At 67.1% G+C, this 16895-nt stretch carries 15 protein-coding genes and 2 riboswitches; of the genes, 3 read left to right on the top strand and 12 right to left on the bottom strand.

Translation table 11 applies throughout. The features are described 5' to 3' along the window. Position 1: 1 nt before the first annotated feature. From QFZ60_RS16390 to QFZ60_RS16435, 10 genes are all read right to left on the bottom strand, one after another. Positions 2–3034, bottom strand: coding sequence for a glycoside hydrolase family 38 C-terminal domain-containing protein (locus QFZ60_RS16390; RefSeq protein ID WP_307091852.1), 3033 nt, complete (start codon positions 3032–3034; stop codon positions 2–4). 123 nt (positions 3035–3157) lie between these two features. Further along, on the bottom strand, positions 3158–4036 hold the full coding sequence (gene fdhD / locus QFZ60_RS16395; RefSeq protein WP_307091853.1) for a formate dehydrogenase accessory sulfurtransferase FdhD: 879 nt from the start codon (positions 4034–4036) through the stop codon (positions 3158–3160). 50 nt (positions 4037–4086) lie between these two features. Continuing rightward, complete coding sequence (locus QFZ60_RS16400; protein ID WP_307091855.1) at positions 4087–5529, bottom strand: molybdopterin molybdotransferase MoeA; 1443 nt, start codon at positions 5527–5529, stop codon at positions 4087–4089. A gap of 167 nt (positions 5530–5696) precedes the next feature. Beyond that, on the bottom strand, positions 5697–5993 hold the full coding sequence (locus QFZ60_RS16405; protein WP_307091856.1) for a DUF6457 domain-containing protein: 297 nt from the start codon (positions 5991–5993) through the stop codon (positions 5697–5699). Further along, positions 5990–6715 (bottom strand): molybdenum cofactor guanylyltransferase, encoded by a 726-nt coding sequence (locus QFZ60_RS16410; RefSeq protein WP_307091858.1) that lies wholly within the window; start codon positions 6713–6715, stop codon positions 5990–5992. The genes QFZ60_RS16405 and QFZ60_RS16410 overlap by 4 nt, the downstream gene beginning before the upstream one ends. Positions 6716–6830: 115 nt before the next feature. After that, the gene (locus QFZ60_RS16415) at positions 6831–7331 is read right to left on the bottom strand and encodes an HNH endonuclease (RefSeq protein WP_142120031.1); all 501 of its coding nucleotides are present in this window, start codon (positions 7329–7331) and stop codon (positions 6831–6833) included. Positions 7332–7599: 268 nt separating this feature from the next. Next, the gene (locus tag QFZ60_RS16420) at positions 7600–8373 is read right to left on the bottom strand and encodes an NlpC/P60 family protein (RefSeq protein WP_142120029.1); all 774 of its coding nucleotides are present in this window, start codon (positions 8371–8373) and stop codon (positions 7600–7602) included. Between the two features lie 163 nt (positions 8374–8536). After that, positions 8537–9223 carry a C40 family peptidase gene (locus tag QFZ60_RS16425; RefSeq protein WP_307093355.1) on the bottom strand — a complete coding sequence of 229 codons (687 nt, stop codon included), beginning with the start codon at positions 9221–9223 and terminating at the stop codon, positions 8537–8539. 70 nt (positions 9224–9293) lie between these two features. Next, a riboswitch (cyclic di-AMP (ydaO/yuaA leader) is annotated at positions 9294–9490 on the bottom strand. Positions 9491–9602: 112 nt separating this feature from the next. Beyond that, the gene (locus tag QFZ60_RS16430) at positions 9603–10424 is read right to left on the bottom strand and encodes a M23 family metallopeptidase (protein WP_307093356.1); all 822 of its coding nucleotides are present in this window, start codon (positions 10422–10424) and stop codon (positions 9603–9605) included. A gap of 10 nt (positions 10425–10434) precedes the next feature. Further along, a riboswitch (cyclic di-AMP (ydaO/yuaA leader) is annotated at positions 10435–10679 on the bottom strand. Positions 10680–10788: 109 nt separating this feature from the next. Continuing rightward, entirely contained in the window at positions 10789–11490 is a 702-nt protein-coding gene (locus QFZ60_RS16435; protein ID WP_142120027.1) for a metal-dependent transcriptional regulator, read from the bottom strand. A 296-nt stretch (positions 11491–11786) separates the two neighbouring features. Between QFZ60_RS16435 and serC the strand changes: the two genes are divergently transcribed. After that, positions 11787–12917, top strand: coding sequence for a phosphoserine transaminase (gene serC, locus QFZ60_RS16440; RefSeq protein WP_307091861.1), 1131 nt, complete (start codon positions 11787–11789; stop codon positions 12915–12917). 60 nt (positions 12918–12977) lie between these two features. Here the strand turns inward: serC and QFZ60_RS16445 are convergent, their stop codons facing one another. Beyond that, positions 12978–13559, bottom strand: coding sequence for a DUF3027 domain-containing protein (locus QFZ60_RS16445; RefSeq protein ID WP_307091863.1), 582 nt, complete (start codon positions 13557–13559; stop codon positions 12978–12980). Positions 13560–13565: 6 nt separating this feature from the next. Next, on the bottom strand, positions 13566–13949 hold the full coding sequence (locus tag QFZ60_RS16450) for a cold-shock protein (RefSeq protein ID WP_018762148.1): 384 nt from the start codon (positions 13947–13949) through the stop codon (positions 13566–13568). A 225-nt stretch (positions 13950–14174) separates the two neighbouring features. Here QFZ60_RS16450 and QFZ60_RS16455 point away from each other — a divergent pair, with 225 nt between their 5' ends. Then, positions 14175–14408: a hypothetical protein gene (locus QFZ60_RS16455; RefSeq protein ID WP_142120023.1), complete on the top strand. Its 234-nt coding sequence runs from the start codon at positions 14175–14177 to the stop codon at positions 14406–14408. 10 nt (positions 14409–14418) lie between these two features. Next, positions 14419–16890, top strand: a complete 2472-nt coding sequence (locus QFZ60_RS16460) for a helicase-associated domain-containing protein (RefSeq protein ID WP_307091864.1) — start codon at positions 14419–14421, stop codon at positions 16888–16890. The last annotated feature ends 5 nt before the right edge of the window (positions 16891–16895 follow it).

A 16895-nucleotide genomic window follows, 5' to 3' on the forward strand; every position in this document is an offset into this window, starting at 1 on the left:
ACTATTTCCGCGTAAACCTCATCGTCACCAGCTGGAACGGCCGGAGCGTGAACTGGACCCCGTTGTCCGCAGAAACAATTCCAGGCGCCTCGGTGGGACGCTCCAGGAGATCCGTCGGCACAGCACCCTTCGTCGGGAAGTTGGCTGTGAGGGTTCCGGTGGACCGTTGCCCCAGCGACTCGTAAAGCCGGACCACCACATCGCCTGATCCGTCCTGGGCCAGCTTCACGGCTTCAATGACCAAAGCGGGGTTGCTGACGGAGAAGAGCGGCTCCACCGCGGAGCCGCCCCTGGCCAGCCGTGGCGCCAGGTTGGTTCGGTACCCTTCCTGGACGGCGGCGGCAATGTCGGCACCGGGGCGGATGGTGACCGTCAGCTCGTGGTGGCCGCGGTCGGCATCGGGGTCGGGGAACTTCGGCGCGCGCAGCAGGGACAGGCGCACGGTGGTGGTGGTCCCGCCGTCGGATTCCCTGATGCTCCTGCCCACGTCATGGCCGTAGGTGGATGCGTTTGCCACCGCCACGCCGTACCCGGGTTCACCTACGTGGATCCACCGATGGGCACAGATCTCGAACTTCGCGGCTTCCCACGAGGTGTTGGTGTGGGCGGGCCGGAAGACGTGGCCGAACTGGGTTTCGGCGGCGGAACGGTCTGCCCGCACATCGAGGGCAAACCCGAGCTTCAGCAGCTTTTCGCGCTCCTGCCAGTCCACCGAGGTGGTGATTTCCAGTGACGGGCTGCCGGGCGCCAGGGTGATGCGCTGGATCAGCGGGGAGTTGCCTGCCAGCCGTTCCACCACCACCACGGCACTGCCGCCCTCACCGGACAGCTGGACTGACACCGCGTGGACCAGCGGTGTGACGTTGCGCCGGTAGAACTCGTCGATGTCCCAGGCGTCCCACTCATTGGGGGTATCGCGGTGAAGCTCCAGCAAGTTGCCGCGCTGGCCGGGCGCAATGGCCTCACGGCCGCTGGCATGGTCGCGCAGGGAGGCAAGGAGTCCATCGGCGTCCACCACGGCCCGGATTATTCCGTTGTCCAGGATGTAGCCGCCGTTGTGGGCTGTGGCCTGCACCGGGTCCGGGACCGCCAAGGCTTCACCTGCGGCCAGTGCGGACACCCCATCTCGGTCATGCGGTGCCGCGTTGAGGAGGAACTGCCGGTCACCCGGGCCCAGCATGGCCGCAGCAGCTTGGCTGATGATTGCTTCGAGTGCGGTTTCGATGGCCTGGTAGTTCCGCTCGGCGTCCTGGTGGACCCAGGCGATGGAGCTGCCGGGAAGGATGTCGTGGAACTGCTGCAGCAGCACCAGTTGCCAGAGGCGCTTGAGCTCTGCCTCCGGATAATCGAAAGCGCCGCCCGCACGGACCGCAGCCGTGGAGCACCACAGCTCCGCTTCACGCAGCAGGTGTTCGCTGCGCCGGTTGCCTTTCTTGGTCCTGGCCTGGCTGGTGTAGGTGCCCCGGTGCAGCTCCAGGTACATCTCTCCCACCCACACGGGCAGGGCCGGGTAGTCTTCCTCGGCCTGCCGGAAGAAACTCTCCGCGGAGCCGATCCTGACTTTGGGTGATCCCTCCAGGTCAGCGGTCCGGGCAGCCGCCGCAAGCATTTCACGGGTGGGCCCGCCTCCGCCGTCGCCATAACCGAACGGCACCAGTGACACGCTCCCCCGGCCGTGGTCCCGGTAGTTCCGCTCGGCGTGGGCCAGGTCCCTGCCGCTCAGGTCCGAGTTGTAGGTGTCCACCGGAGGAAAATGGGTGAACAGCCGGGTGCCATCGATCCCTTCCCAGTTGAAGGTGTGGTGCGGCATCCTGTTTGTCTGGTTCCAGGAGATCTTCTGGGTGAGGAACCACCGGCTGGCGGCGGCTTTCACGATCTGCGGCAGTGCCGCACTGTATCCGAAGGAGTCCGGCAGCCAGGCCTCCCTGCATTCAATGCCGAATTCCGCCAGGAAAAAGCCCTTGCCCTCCACGAACTGACGCGCCATGGCTTCGCCGCCGGGCATGTTGGTATCCGATTCCACCCACATGCCGCCGACGGGGACGAACTGGCCCGCCCGCACCTTTTCCCGGATCCTGCTGAACAGCTCCGGATACAACTCCTTGATCCACGCCAGCTGCTGGGCTGAGGAGCACGAGAAGACGAAATTGGGGTCTTCATCCATCAGTGCCACCACATTGGAGAACGTCCGGGCGCATTTGCGCATGGTCTCGCGGACCGGCCAGAGCCACGCCGAGTCGATGTGCGCATGCCCCGTGGCCACCAGTTGGTGCGCGGACGCGTACGCGGGCCGGGCCAGGACCTCGGCGAGAGCTTCCCGCCCTGCCGCGGCGGTGCCGGCAACGTCATCCGGGTCCATCACATCCATCATGCGTTCCAGGGCCCGGAGGATCTCGTGCCGGCGGGGAAGCTCCAGCGGGAGCTGCTCCATCAGGCCGGCCAGCGTCCACACGTCCTGCTGGAGTTCCCAGACACACTGGTTAAGTTCAGCGATGGCGATGTTCCCCAGCCGGTACTGCGGCGCTCCCCCGGCCGTCGCCTTGTCGCCCAGCGGAGTGGCGGCGAAGGTCCAGCCCTGCGCCATGTCCGGGTTCGCTGCCGCCTCCACGTAGAAGTCCACCGCCATGCCGCCGCCCAGCAGCTTCAGCGGAATGTACTGGTTACGGGGTGAGATGGCCTTGATAATGGTCCCGTCCGGCCGCCAGGCAATGCCCTCGCACTGGAACCCGGGCGCTTCGGTGGTGAACCCAAGATCCACCACCACCTCAACGGTGGTGTCCGGGCCGCCGCCCCAGGAGTCCGGTACTTCCCCTTGCAGCCGCAGCCACGTGGTGCCCCAGGGCCGGCCCCACGCGGCGCCGTGCTCCTGCGGCTGGAACTCCTGCCGCATTGCTTCGAGCGCGGGAACCGGTTCGCCGGGAACTTCCCAGCTGCTCAGGGCAAGGGGAACTGTCCGGCTGTACACGGCAGGGCGGATGCGCTCGCGCACAAACCTGGCCAGGCGGACTTCCGTGATCCTGCGGTCGTCATGCAATATGAATCCTCTTTAGGCTCGTGGCTGGATCATCGCGTCCATTCGATGGACAAATCTACCCGCTGGGAGCACCTCAACCAACCCCCTTCCAGGGCAGGCACTGGCCATCCCGGCAGAGACGGCCTAGGCGATGGGCACGGCGGGCGCGGGGCGCAGGATCCGTGCATCCCCGGCGTAGACATTGAAACTGGTTTCCCGGCTGAAACCCGCCAGGGTCAGCCCGTTCGCCTCCGCCAGCTCCACCGCAAGGCTGGAGGGGGCACTGACAGCGGCCAGGACGGGAATTCCCGCAAGGGACGCTTTCTGGACCAGTTCGAAGGATGCCCTGCCGGACACCTGGAGGACGGTTCCGGTCAGCGGCAGGAGGTCCTCGCGCAGTGCCCAGCCCACCACTTTGTCCACGGCGTTGTGCCGTCCAACATCCTCGCGCAGGCACAGGAGCTGCGGGTCGCCGTCGTCCCCAATCCTGAACAGGCCAGCCGCATGCACGCCGCCGGTGTCCTCGAAGACGCGCTGGGACTTCCGCAACAGCCCCGGGAGGGCGGCCAGGACTTTGGCATCCACAGTCAACGGGTCCGCCCGCGGGCTGAAGTGGGAGGACTTCTGCACGGCCTCGATGGAGTCGGTTCCACAGATGCCGCAGGAGCTGGATGTGTAGACCTTGCGGCCTGTGTCGGGAAGCGGGACGTCCGGCCGCAGCTGGGCTTCCACTACGTTGAATGTCTGGACGCCGTTCTCGTCCTCGCCGGCACAAAAGCGGAGCGAGACCAGCTGCTCGGGAGCCCAGATGACGCCCTCGGAGACCAGGAACCCGGCCACCAGGTCAAAGTCGTCCCCCGGAGTCCGCATGGTGACCGAATAGGAAAGGCTGCCCAGCCGGATTTCCAGCGGCTCCTCGACGGCGAGGACGTCCTCGCGATGCCGGACCGGATATTCCAGGGCCTTCGGCGAACCGTCCAAAACATACTTGTGCACTTTGCGGCGCTGGGTTACTCGTCCCATGTTCCACCCTGCCTGTTCATTACTCCATCATGGCACCAACAGGGCCCGCCTCAGCCCAGGAGCGCGCTCCAGTCCACGGGTCCACTCGCTGCCGGTTTGCCCTTGGGCTGGCCGCCCCGTGCGTTGCTGCGCGGTTTGGTTTTAACCGGGCCCTCCTGGGCGCGGGGTATGGGCGGCCCCCACGGCAGGGCGAATGCGGGTACCGGCTCCCCAAGCTGCACGCCATGCGGGGGCACTACCAGCACACCGTTGGCAGCGGCCAGTCCCCGCATCATTCCCGGGCCCGTGTGTTGTGCCGGGGACGCCATGCCATACAGCAACCGGAACGGCATCAGGCGGGTACGGCCGGGATCCGGCTCGATCATCGTCCCGCAGGGCACCTCCTCCACCGCCGGCATGGCGCGGTGCCCCAGCGCTGCCAGCAGCGGTGCACCCACGGTGGAGAGCGCCATCATTGCCGCCAACGGGTTGCCCGGCAGCCCCAGGACAAAGCGTCCGTCCGGCAGTTCGGCGAGGACCGCGGGGTGGCCCGGCCGCATGGCCACGCCATCGATAATGAGGCGGCCGCCGAGTTCGGCCACCGCCCGCCGGAGATGATCCGTTCCCGAGCGCCCGGTGCCCCCGGTCGTAAGGACGACGTCGGCCGGCAGGTCCGGCGCGCCCGGCACCTCCGGCAGCACGTCCTCGAGCGCCGCCAGCCATTCGTCGTACGAGTCGCCGATCCGCTGCTGCCCGCCGGGGATGCCCCCCAGCATTGAAACGACGTCCGGCATTTGCGGACCGAAGGTGTCGCGCACCTGGCCGGGAGCCGGCGTACCGTGTTCCACCACCTCGGACCCGGTCAGCACCAGGCGCACCACGGGCTTGCCCTGGACCTGCAGTTCGTCGTAGCCGGCCAAGGCGGCCAGTGCCAGGTGGGCCGGATTCAGCTCCACCCCCGCTTTGACCAGGACGTCCCCCTCCAGGGCTTCCTCCCCGGCCTTCCTGATATGCTCCCCGGCGCGGGGTTCGCCGGGCCGGGCCTTGCCTCCGGTCATCAGGACAGGAAGTCCTTCATCATCCTGGCCAAGGACCGCGTTCTCGGTGCGAAGAACTGCCTTGCCGCCGGCGGGGATCAGCCCGCCCGTGGCGATGGGGCTGGCCTGGTGCGGCGCCAGCCGGGTGCCGGGCTCCACCGGTATCCAGGGGCCGCTTCCGTTGACCACCCAGCCGTCCATGGCTGATGAGGCGTAGTGGGGCATGTCCTGGAGGGCAACGATGTCGCGGTCGAGTTTGCGGCCCAAGGCGATCCGCAGGGGCACCGGCCCCGGGGGAATCGGTGTTGCGGCATCGAACGCAGCCCGCCGTGCTTCTTCCCAGGTATGGGCCAGATGGTGATGGTCCGCATGCCCTTCTTCAGCCGACCGGGCATCCGGAGCCCCGGATCCTCCGGTGCCTGGTTCAGCGGTACCTGGTCCAGCGGTACCGGGTTCAGCGGTACCAGGTTCAGTCATATCGGGTTCAGCGGTACCTGGTCCAGCGGTACCGGGTTCAGCGGTACCAGGTTCAGTCATATCGGGTTCAGCGGTACCGGGTTCAGTCGCTGCCGGTTCGGTTGTGCCGGCCGGGGGGACCACGTCACTGCCAGGTGGTGCCTCAAGATCGCCCTGGGGTTCTGCAGTCATTCGCCGGGAGTCCCGGCGGCGGCCTCAGCCTCGTAGTCCTTTGCCAGCGTGCGGGCAACGGCCAATGCCGCGTCCATTGCTTCGGCATCCATTTCCCTGCCGGGAGCGGCAGCCAGGCCTGCAGCGAACCCGGCGATAAAAGTGGTGAGCGGGGCAGCGGGACGGACTACAGCATGGGCGGCAACACCGGCAAGCGCCAGCACAGCGTTGACATCCACCTGGACATCCTCAAGCTTGTACGCCTGGAGAAGGGCCCTGCACCACTCTTCCAGCGTTTCGTCCTGGCTCTTCACGAATTGCCTCCCACGTTTGCTCCGCCCGAATGCCGGTCCTGGCCATCACGCTGGTTCCCGGCGGCAATCCCCAGCGCGGCAACGTCATCCCAGGTATCCACATCGGCGGTGGACCCGGCAGGGACTGTGACAAGCTGCACGTCCAGACTAGCAAGGAGCGCCCTGACAGAGCCGTTGACCAACTCGTCGCGGGCCGCAAGGGCCTTACAGGCTTTAGTTAACTCGGACGTGCGGTAAAAACCTGCCAGCGGTTGGGCCCTGCCGTCTTCGGCACAAGCCATGACACCTCCGGACGCCCCTTCGATGGAGGCGACCAATGCGTGCTGCAGCACGGCCACCGCTTGGGATGCCAACGGCATATCGCAGGCGAGCACCAGGGTGTAGGGCAGTCCGCCGCCGTTGCCCGTCCGGGCGTGGTGGGCCGCCAGCGCCTCCAGACCGGCGGCGATGGCAGCCGCGGGACCGGCGAAGCGTGGTTCCTCCCGGCAGGTCAGAAGGTTGGCAGGCAAGGCCGGCAGGGACTGCGCGACCGATGGCCGCTGCGGCAGGAACTCCGTGTCGCCCACGACGACAGTAAGCCCGGCTCCCGCGGCAGCAGCCACAGCCCGTTCCAGGAGGGTTTGGCCCTGGAAGACCAGCGACTGCTTGGGCATGCCTCCCAGCCGTGATGACCTCCCGCCGGCCAGGACCAGGGCGTCAAAGGCAGGGCTGTTCACTTCCACTCCCCCAGCCTAGCTACCGGCGCGCCGGCCGGCAGCATGTGGGATCAGGGCGGCCTGAGAGGTCAGGGCGAAAAGACAAGTCACGCCGCAGACAGGTCACTGCGGGAGCAGCGGGTCAGGCAGCGCGTTCCGGAAGCAGGAAGGGATCCCACGCCGGTGTGGGTTTCTCCAGCTCCTTGATCTGCCAGATGGTTCCATGCGGAGGTGCCGGCACGAACCGCAGGGTCCATCCCATCTCGGCGGGAGTGTGGTCGCCTTTGACGTTGTTGCACCTCAGGCAGGCGGCCACCAGGTTCTCCCACGAATCTGCCCCGCCCCTGGATTTCGGATGCACGTGGTCAATGGTGTGCGCAGCCTTCCCGCAGTAGGCGCATTTATGCCCATCGCGCCGGAGCACTCCCCTGCGGCTGACGGCAGTGGAATGGTTGTACCGGGGTCGGATGTAGCGGTTGAGGAGGATCACGGACGGGCGCCCCAGGACGTCGGTGGGGCCCACCACGGGGTCGTCCCCTTCGGCCACCACACTGGCCTTGCCTGTCAGCACAAGCACCAGCGCCCGGCGGAAAGTAATAACCGCCAGCGGTTCATATCCAGCATTCAGAACGAGAGTGCGCATGCACTTACCTCTTCACGGCCGCACCCGTCAGGGGCACGAGGGCCGGCTGCCCTCGGCATGTCCGGGCTATGGATCGACATCACAAGAGTAAACAAAGAAATGCAGAATCAGGTAATCTCCGCCCGGGAGCCAATCAGCGGCTGACACGTCAGGAGGCGTTCGCCCCCGCCGGCGGCACCCCTCTTAAACACCAAAAACCCCCACCTCATGGGCGGGGGTCTTTGGGACATTTTGAGGCTGGCGGCCGTTCACGCCAGCGTCGGAATGCCTAGTTGACGCGGATGAAGACGGGGCCGGACCCAACGTTTGCGCTGAAGACCACCGTCTGGTTTCCGTTGTAGCCGCCGTGGACGGCCATGCCGTTTCCGGCGTAGACAGCAATGTGGGCCATGCCCGCGCCGCCGTCAGCGTAGTAGATCAGGTCGCCCGGCTGTGCCTCGGCTGCACTGACGGTGCGGCCCAGGGACAGGTAGCCGGCGGGCCAGTCGTGGAAGTGGATTCCGACGGCGGCCAGCGAATTGGTGACCAGCATGGTGCAGTCCTGCATCACGCCGAGCTGTGCGTACGCGGCGGAGAGGATGGCGGCACCCTTGCCACTGGCGGATGCCTGGGCTGCAGGAGCGGCAGGAGCGGCGGCGGTGGCAACCTTGGCCGTGACCTTGGGGGCAGCAGCGGGCTGCGCCGCAGGAGCGGGAGCGGCTTCCTGCACCTCGACCTCGGGCTCAGGCTCGACGACGGGAGCCGGCGTGGTGGTCACGGCAGGCTTCTCGTAGCTGATGGAGATGGTGGAAGCCGCGGAAATCGGGGCGTCGACGGCGGATCCAACTTCCAGCGCGGAGGCCGGCGCGGAATCACGCTTGACGTTGGCGTCGGCAGCGTTGGCCGCGATGCCGGAGGTCAGGACCAGGCCGGAAGCCGCAGCGATGACCGCTGCCTGGCGGCCCATGCCGCCTGCGTTGTCGCTGACAGCCTTGGCAATGACAGCGATTGAGTTGGTTTTGGTGACCTCGGCGCGATGCCGTGCGGTGGCACGAGTCGTCATCAGTTCTCTCTTTCGTTTTTCCCTCGAACCGCAGGTGGGCAGGCGAAGGGTCTTGGACGCGCCGGCATCTTGGGGGTACGCCGGCGCGTCCCGAACGGGGATGTGGTTTTTAGCGAAGAAGCTTTGGGCAAAGAAAAAGCCCTTGGAACGTGTTGCCCAAGAACTATTTGCTGTAGTGGTAGTACGTGGAGGAACCGGTGGCTGCGGGCGAGTGGAGCAGCGTGCCCTGCGAGGGGTTGAGGGCGCTGATCATCATGCCGTTGCCGACGTAGATGCCGACGTGCGCGCCACCGTTCTGGACAACCAGGTCACCCGGCTGCGGTGCGGAGGTGGGGGTCATGATGCTCCACGCGTTGGTGCGGGGGATGCTGATTCCGGCCTGGGCGTAAACCCACTGCACGAAACCGGAGCAGTCCCAGCCGGTGACGGGGCTGGTGCCGCCCCACACGTAGGAGTGGCCGATGCCGGTGTAGGCGATGGCGGCAATGCCCGAGGTTGCTGCAGCGGATACGGACTCTTCCGCCTTTGCGGCCGGGGACGCCTCCTGGCCTGCAGTGGCGGTGTTGGCCGCGCGGTTGGCTGCTGCCGTGGACTGGGTACGTACCGCCTCAACCTTGGGAGCGGCGGTGGTCTTGACGACCGGACGCTCGAAGGACACCGTGGCCGTGGGGGCAGCGGTGACGGCGAGTGCCGTCTGGGCCGAACCGGACTCGGTGGAGGCAGAGACACCGGCAGTGGTGTCAGCTGCCGTGGCGGGCAGGCCCATGCTCAGGATGAGGCCCGAAGCCGCTGCCACAACGGCAGCCTGGCGGCCTACGGTCCCGGCATTTGCACTGACAGCCTTGGACATGGCGTCCAGGGGGTTGGTGCGAACCGTTTGTGCACGGTGGCGCGCAGAATGATGGCGTGAAGACACGAAGGTAGCCTCTCCCAATGCCTGCGAGGTGAGCTGTCGGATTCGGATGGGAGTCACCCGGCCACGCTGCTTCCTGGGAAGCTTTGTGACTTAACCCCAAGGCCTTCTGGAAATGAAGGCCAAAATTGGTTCCCCCGCCCCTGCCAGACGATGAAATGCGAACGGACCTTGAGCGGTGGCAGAGTTAGGCAATCCACTCAAGAGCGTCAACTTCGGAAAAGTTGACGCGAGTTAGACGGTACAGCAGTTTTGTTTCAATGTCACATTCAGGTCACGACGGGTCACGATGATCTGAGAGTGAGCAATCATTCGGTTACAGCCAGCCCATTGGATCGACCACTTCACCATTGACCTGGACCTCGAAGTGCAGGTGGCAGCCGGTGGACGCGCCGGTGGTGCCGCTCAGTGCCACGACATCCCCGCGGGAGACGGTCTGGCCGACTTTGACGCTGAAGGACGAGAGGTGGTTGTAGGTGGTTTCCAGCCCATTGCCATGGTCGATGACCACCCGGTTTCCGCCGCCGAACTGGTGCCAGCCCGCGAAGGTGACCGTCCCTGTTGCGGCCGCCAGGACCGAGGTGCCGCACTGCGCCACGAAGTCCTGGCCCCTATGGAAGTCTCCGGAACCTCCGGTGATGGGACTGACCCGGTAACCGAAGGGCGAAGCGGTGGCGAGGGACCCGAGGGGTGCAGCCAGGGTGCCGGCCGAAGCGGCACGCGTGACGGAGCCGGCGGACTGCGCGCTCAGGAGCTGCTTCAGCTTCCCGTCCGGGTCCGCCTGCGTCACCACGGCGGAGCGGCTGAAGTCGACCTGGGCTCCGATATCGGCGGAAATCTGCGGCTGCGGGCTGACGGCGGAAGCAGCCATGGGGGTACTGCCGGCGGCGTCCGTGGCCATGACGGGACTCGTGGCGGGCACCGTAACCGTCAGCACCAGGCCCGTTGCGGCGAGGGCAATACCGGCTTTTTGGCCGATGCCGCTGGCGGCGGCAAACTCCGTCATCTGCCGGAAGGGACCCCGGCGGCGGCGCGCGTCGCGATGCAGGTCGCGGGGGCGCTCCGCTGCGACGACTTCGGCAACCCGGGGTGCCGAAGGGGGGCCGGCCGCGCGTCGGCGGCCCCGTGGGGTCTGCATGGTCAAGAAGGGTTCCTCTCTGGAAGAAGCCTGCGGAGTTAGCTGTCGGATTCGGGTCAGAGAGTTCAAAGACCCGGTCCGCCGTAGGCAAGCTTCTGCGCAGGGGTATTCCCGGAAGAATCCTTCACTGGAGAGGCTTGCTGCTGACGGACTTCACCCCAAGGCAGTCCCCCGCTGCCGCTTGTGGTTCCCCCGCCTCTGCCAGTAACGAACTCGTTCACCTGGCCCGCTGGCAGAGCTCGGCTCCGGGTCAGGTAACGCTTATGTATCAACGCTTGGTTCCACTATAGGGGCTTAAGTCCCTAGGTAACAATTCCGTTACCTTTGCGTGGACGCCCCTGTCTGGGGTATGGAAGGTGCCGGATCAGTCCTGGTTGATGGCAACGAAGACGTGGGCAGCAACCTCGGGCGGCAGCTCCAGCGCCCCTTCGATCCCCGCGACCCGGACGGAAATGTACTCGCCCACGCGTTCCAGCGTCACCGCAGCACCGGGCCGGATGCCGCCCTCGTCCAACTGGGCCAGCAGTTCCGGTTCCACCTGGATTGGCTCCGCCAAACGGCTGATGGTCACGCCCGAGGCGGGCCCGTAGTTCTTCATTGCTTCCACCAGGCTGATCGCGCCGTCGGCAAAGCCGCGGCCCGCCTGGCCTCCAAGCGCAGCAAGGCCGGGAATGGGATTGCCGTAGGGCGACTCGGTGGGGTGGCCCAGCATTTCGTAGATGCGCCGCTCCACCCGCTCGCTCATGACGTGTTCCCAGCGGCAGGCTTCGTCATGGACGTAGGCCCAGTCCAGGCCGATGACATCTGCCAGCAGGCGTTCGGCCAGCCGGTGCTTGCGCATGACCTCCGTGGCGCGCTTGCGGCCTGTATCCGTGAGTTCCAGGTGGCGGTCACCGGAGACAACGACGAGCCCGTCCCGCTCCATGCGGCCGATGGTCTGGGAGACGGTGGGCCCGGAGTGGCGCAGACGTTCGGCGATACGGGCCCTGAGGGCAACGATGTTTTCTTCCTCAAGCTCCAGGATGGTCCTGAGGTACATCTCCGTAGTGTCGATCAGATCCGTCATCCAGCTCAGCTCCTCGAGCGCAGTACCTTGCGTTGTCCCACCGTATCGCCTCTTCCCGCGAAATAGTCCGGGGGAAAGCTTAGCCTATTTTGACTTTGTCCGAATAGCCGAGCCCCAAAGGGCTGGGCGGGACGGGCACGTCTCACTGTCCGGACTATGACGTACCCGGCTCCCGCCCCCGGCGGCGGTTCAGGCAGAATGGGAGTGGCCTGCAGCGCAGCCACCGCGCGCCCTGCCGGCCACCACTGCCCGCCCTTCCGGACCATAGCTTTCGTCCCCGCCGAATTGGAGCACCTGTGAGCGACACCAGCATCACGATCCCCGCCAACCTCCTGCCCCAGGACGGGCGGTTCGGGGCCGGCCCGTCAAAGGTCCGGCAGGAACAGATCGACGCGCTGGCAGCGGCTTCCAGGACGATCCTTGGCACCTCACACCGGCAGGCGCCGGTCAAGAACCTGGTCGGGTCGGTCCGGGAAGGGCTGAGCCAGTTCTTCCGGGCTCCGGACGGCTACGAGGTGGTCCTCGGCGTGGGCGGCTCCACCGCTTTCTGGGACGTTGCCAGCTTCGGCCTCGTGGAGAAGAAGGCCCAGCACCTGTCCTTCGGTGAGTTCGGGTCGAAGTTCGCCGCCGCCACCAACAAGGCCCCCTTCCTCGAAGCCTCCTCCATCATCAAGTCCGAGCCCGGCACCCGGCCCGCAGCCCAGGCCGAGGCCGGCGTGGACGTTTATGCCTGGCCGCAGAACGAAACCTCCACAGGTGTTGCAGCCCCCGTCCAGCGGGTGTCCGGGGCGGACGAGGGATCGCTGGTCCTCGTGGACGCCACGTCCGCGGCCGGCGGGCTCGACGTGGACGTCGCCCAAAGCGATGTCTACTACTTTGCCCCCCAGAAGAACTTTGCCTCCGACGGCGGCCTCTGGCTGGGCCTGTTCTCCCCCGCGGCGCTGGAACGTGCCGCCGCCATCAAGGCCGGCGGCCGCTGGATCCCGGACTTCCTGGACCTGCAGACCGCCATCGACAACTCCCGCCTGAACCAGACGTACAACACGCCGTCGCTGTCCACGCTGGTAACCCTGGATGCCCAGGTTCAGTGGCTGAACTCCAACGGCGGCCTGGACTTCGCCTCCAAGCGCACCGCCGATTCCGCCGGCCGCATCTACAGCTGGGCCGACGCCTCGGAGTTCGCCACCCCGTTCGTCACCAACCCGGAGGAGCGCTCCAACGTCATCGCCACGATCGACTTCGACGAGTCGGTTGACGCTGCCACCGTGGCCAAGGTCCTGCGCGCCAACGGCATAGTGGACACCGAGCCGTACCGGAAGCTGGGCCGCAACCAGCTGCGCATCGCCACCTTCGTGGCCATCGAGCCCGGCGACGTCTCGGCGCTGCTGGCCAGCATCGACTACGTGGTGGGCCAGCTGCGCAAGTAACCCTAGTTAATGCACGACGGCGCCGCCCGGGTTATCCCGGGCGGCGCCGTTTGTTTGTGGTCAGGAAGTCCTTGCTTCGTCGCCAGGCTCCGCGACATCGCCAGGCTCCGCGACGCCGCCAGGCCCGCCGCCGTCGTCAGGCTCTTGGCCGCCAGGTTCCTGCTGCCCTGCCGGAAGCTCTTCCGGAGTCTCCTGCCCTGGCTCCTGCTGTTCGGGCTCCTGCTGCTCAGGCTCCTGCTGCTGCTCGTCCTCGGGACGGACACGTTCGGCCCACGGCACCCACTCCGGGGCCAGGATGGATTCCTCGGACGGCAGCAGGCCCAACTCGTTGACCGTGACAGCCTTGGAGCGCGAGTTGCGGGTCAGCACCGCGTACCACTGCCAGCCCACGTAACCGGGCAGCCGGGACTCGAACAGGTGCGTGACCAACCGGTCGCCCTCGCTCTTGGCTGCCAGGTGCGCCCCTATGGTGCCGGCCGGGGTGATGCCTTCCACTGCGGTCCGGGCAGTGTCCACCGCCGCGGCCAGGAAAGCATCGGGCTTGCCCGTACGCCACACGGGCACGCCTGCCTTGCGCTTGGGCGGAGTCTTGGCAGCCTGCTCCTGCACTGGCGTGCCCGGCTGTTCAGATTGGGGGTCCATGGGCGCCTAAACGTCCAGCTCGTCGGCGACCTTGCGCAGGGCGGCAGCAATGGCCTTGCCCTTGTTGCCGTCCGGGTACTTGCCCTTGGACAGGGTTCCGGACAGGTTGTCCAGGACGGTCACGAGGTCCTGCACCAGCGGGGCGAGGTCCTTCGCACTTGGGCGCTTGGCCTTGGCGATGGACGGTGTCTTGTCCAGCACCCGCAGTCCCAGGGCCTGGGCGCCCTTGCGGCCGTCCGCCACCCCGAATTCCACCCGGGTGCCCGCCTTCAGTTCCGTCACACCCTCGGGCAGTGACGACTTGGGCAGGAAGACCTCCTGGCCGTCTTCGCCCGCGAGGAAGCCAAAGCCCTTGTCCTTGTCATACCACTTGACCTTGCCGGTAGGCACGTAATCAACCTTCTTCGTTCTGCTGTCATGAGACACGGCCCGCTGCCACCGCGTCCGCATTGTTGTGCGGGTTCAGGGTATGGCCAGCGCAAACCGTGTTGGTCTGTATCCTTCAAGGTTATCCTGCCGCATGCCCTAATCATGCTTCCGGCCGCACCGTTCCGCCCCAGGCGCAAGCTCCACGGCTTTCACGGGCGGCGGCCCGGCCGCTGTACCGTTACGTCCATGACTCCATCGCGTTACCGGCGGCCGTTGATGGTCCTCGCCGCAGTTATTGCCGTGCTTTCCCTCGTCGCCGTGGGGACGGTCATGGCGCTGGCCTTCGGGAACTCCGTCGCCCCGGCATGGGTCACCTACTCGGCCCTGTACGGCCTCCCGGTCGCCTTCATCCTGATGCTCCTGCTGGTCCTGGACGGCGTTGCCGCCCGGCGCCGGGCGGGGAAGCGGGAGCCGCGGTAACGTTGAACTGATGTCCCTCATTCGTGCGCTCGGCAAGGACCTGGAGGCGCGCAGCAACGACTCGTTGCGCGCGTTGTTCGCCGCGCGGCCGGACCTCATTTCCCCGCCTGTTCCGGACTTCGCCGCGCTGGCGGCCCGGGCCAGTTCACGGGTCAGCGTGCAGCGCGCCCTGGAGCGCCTCAACCGGCCGCAGATGCAGGTCCTCGAGACCCTCCACCTGTGCACCAACACAGATACCGGCCACAGCGCCTCGGCCGAGCACCTGCACCAGCTGATCCGGGGTGCGTCGCTGGCCGTCGTCGAACAAATCATGGCGACCCTGCAGGAACTTGCCCTGGCACACCCTGCCATTCCCCCGCACGGCACCCCGCCCCAGGCTGCCGCGCAACACTTCTACCTCCCCGTCGGTTCCCTCAAGGATGTGGTGGGAATCTATCCCGCCGGGTTGGGCCGCAGCTACACGGAACTGGTCCGCCTGCAGCCTGCCTTCGCCCAACGTGTGGTCCAGCTGGTCTCCGAGCTGCACCGCAGCGGCTTTGCCATCCACGATGCCACCACGCCCATGGAGGCGGCCCTTGCGCTCCAGCACTGGACCTCCTCCCCCGAGGCACTGCGGGACATCCTCGCCAACGCTCCGGAACGGACGACGGCGCTGCTCGCCCGGTTCCGCAACTGGGCCATGGGTGCGGTCCCCCAGGCGCAACGGAAGGCATCGGTCACCACGGAGGGTGCCGACGTCGGGCCCGTTGACTGGCTCCTTGCGCGCGGGCTGCTGGTTCCGCTGGACGCCGCCCACGTGGAGCTGCCGCACAGCGTGGGGCTGGCCCTGCGCGGCGGCGCAATCATCAACGACTTCACCCTGTCACCGCCGGTTCCGGAGCTGGGCCGGACCACCGCGGCGCTGCGCAGGAACGCAGCGCTCAGCGCCATCTCGGAAACCCTGCGACTGGTCTCCGAACTGCTGCATGCCGTCAGGGAAACCCCGCTGGCCACGCTGCGCAGCGGAGGCGTGGGGGTCCGCGAGATGCGCCGGCTGTCCGACCAGCTGCGCATTGACCAGGACGCAGCCGGCCGGCTGCTGGAGCTGTGCGGCCTGGCAGGGCTGATCCGCCTCGACGTCGACTCGTCGTCATGGGTGCAGCCGCCGCAGCTGGAGTGGCTGGTGCTGCCGCGGCAGGAACAGTGGCTGTGGCTGGTGAACGCCTGGCTGGCCAGCGAGCGCGTGCCCTCCATGGTGGGCCAGCCCATGAACACGGCGCCGGGGGCCCCGTCCCGGGGCGCAGCGGGAACCACCATCGCGGCATTGTCCGCGGGGGCGCAGCGGCCTGACGCGCCCGTGGTCCGCAAGCGCATCCTGGAGATCCTGCACGAACTCACCCTCGAAGCCGAAGGGCCGGACGGTGCCGTGCCCGTCCTTGACGCCGCTGCGGTCCTGGAGCGTGCGGAGTGGTCACAGCCGCGGATGGCCCGCCGGTTCAGTTCCCTCATCCGCGGGGTGCTCGCCGAGGCGGAGTTGCTGGGCCTGGTGGGATCGGGGGCCCTGAGCCAATTAGGGAGCGCTTTCGCCGAAGACGACCCCGATGCTGCCCTGGCCATCCTAGGCGAGCACCTGCCGGCGGCCCTGAACCACGTGCTGCTGCAGGCCGACCTCACCGCTGTGGCCCCCGGCTACCTCGCTCCCGCCCTGACCGAAAAGCTCCTGGTCATGGCCGATGCCGAGGGGCGGGGCCCTGCCACCATCTACCGATTTTCGGCGGCGTCCATCAAACGGGCACTCGACGAGGGCTACGACGCCGCCGGCCTGCTGGCATTCCTGCGGGAACACTCCGCCACCGCTGTTCCCCAGCCGCTGGAGTATCTGGTGGAGGACACCGCTTCCCGGCACGGCAGCCTTCGGGTGGGCCAGGCAGCAAGCTTCATCCAGAGCGATGATGAAGCCGCGCTCCGGGAGTTGCTGGCAGGACCCAAGGCGGCGCAGCTTGGCCTGGCCAGGCTTTCCCCCACGGTCCTGACGTCATCGGCACCGCCGCGCGAACTGGCCGCCGCACTCAAGAACCTTGGCCTCTCCCCGTCCATCGACGGGGCCGAACCCGCCGCGCACTTGCGCCGGCCTGCCGCCGCGCAGGAAAGCCCCCGTCCTGTCTACAGCGCTCCGGGGATTGCGCCGCCGGCGGAGGAGGTCGAAGCCCAACTGGACGTCCTGCGGCAGGCCGGCCCCGCCGTCGGACACCACTTCGGCGCCGCGGACGGCGAGGCAGCCACCCAGCTGGGGCTTGAAGCGCTGCAACGGGCCATCCGGCTGAAGCAACGGATCAACATGAATGTGGTGGACAACCTGGGGAATGCCAGCCTGGAAGTTGTTGTTCCGCTCTCTGTAAGCGGGGGCCGGGTCCGCGTGTTCGATCCTGCCAAGGACACCGAACGGGTCCTGTCCGTCCACCGCATCATCGACATTGAGGCCGCAGAGGAACTGCGCCAGTAAAGGAT

Origin of the sequence: Arthrobacter sp. B2I5 (genome assembly GCF_030816735.1) — a bacterium.
Classification (GTDB): domain Bacteria; phylum Actinomycetota; class Actinomycetes; order Actinomycetales; family Micrococcaceae; genus Arthrobacter.

Excerpts from the sequence above, each read along its gene's own strand:
- QFZ60_RS16430 (WP_307093356.1), bottom strand. The coding sequence starts at position 10,424 with ATGCAGACCCCACGGGGCCGCCGACGCGCGGCCGGCCCCCCTTCGGCA.
- QFZ60_RS16420 (WP_142120029.1), bottom strand. The coding sequence starts at position 8,373 with ATGACGACTCGTGCCACCGCACGGCATCGCGCCGAGGTCACCAAAACC.
- QFZ60_RS16445 (WP_307091863.1), bottom strand. The coding sequence starts at position 13,559 with ATGGACCCCCAATCTGAACAGCCGGGCACGCCAGTGCAGGAGCAGGCT.
- QFZ60_RS16460 (WP_307091864.1), top strand. The coding sequence starts at position 14,419 with ATGTCCCTCATTCGTGCGCTCGGCAAGGACCTGGAGGCGCGCAGCAAC.
- QFZ60_RS16400 (WP_307091855.1), bottom strand. The coding sequence starts at position 5,529 with ATGACTGAACCTGGTACCGCTGAACCCGGTACCGCTGGACCAGGTACC.
- QFZ60_RS16415 (WP_142120031.1), bottom strand. The coding sequence starts at position 7,331 with ATGCGCACTCTCGTTCTGAATGCTGGATATGAACCGCTGGCGGTTATT.
- QFZ60_RS16435 (WP_142120027.1), bottom strand. The coding sequence starts at position 11,490 with ATGACGGATCTGATCGACACTACGGAGATGTACCTCAGGACCATCCTG.
- QFZ60_RS16425 (WP_307093355.1), bottom strand. The coding sequence starts at position 9,223 with ATGTCCAAGGCTGTCAGTGCAAATGCCGGGACCGTAGGCCGCCAGGCT.
- QFZ60_RS16455 (WP_142120023.1), top strand. The coding sequence starts at position 14,175 with ATGACTCCATCGCGTTACCGGCGGCCGTTGATGGTCCTCGCCGCAGTT.
- fdhD (WP_307091853.1), bottom strand. The coding sequence starts at position 4,036 with ATGGGACGAGTAACCCAGCGCCGCAAAGTGCACAAGTATGTTTTGGAC.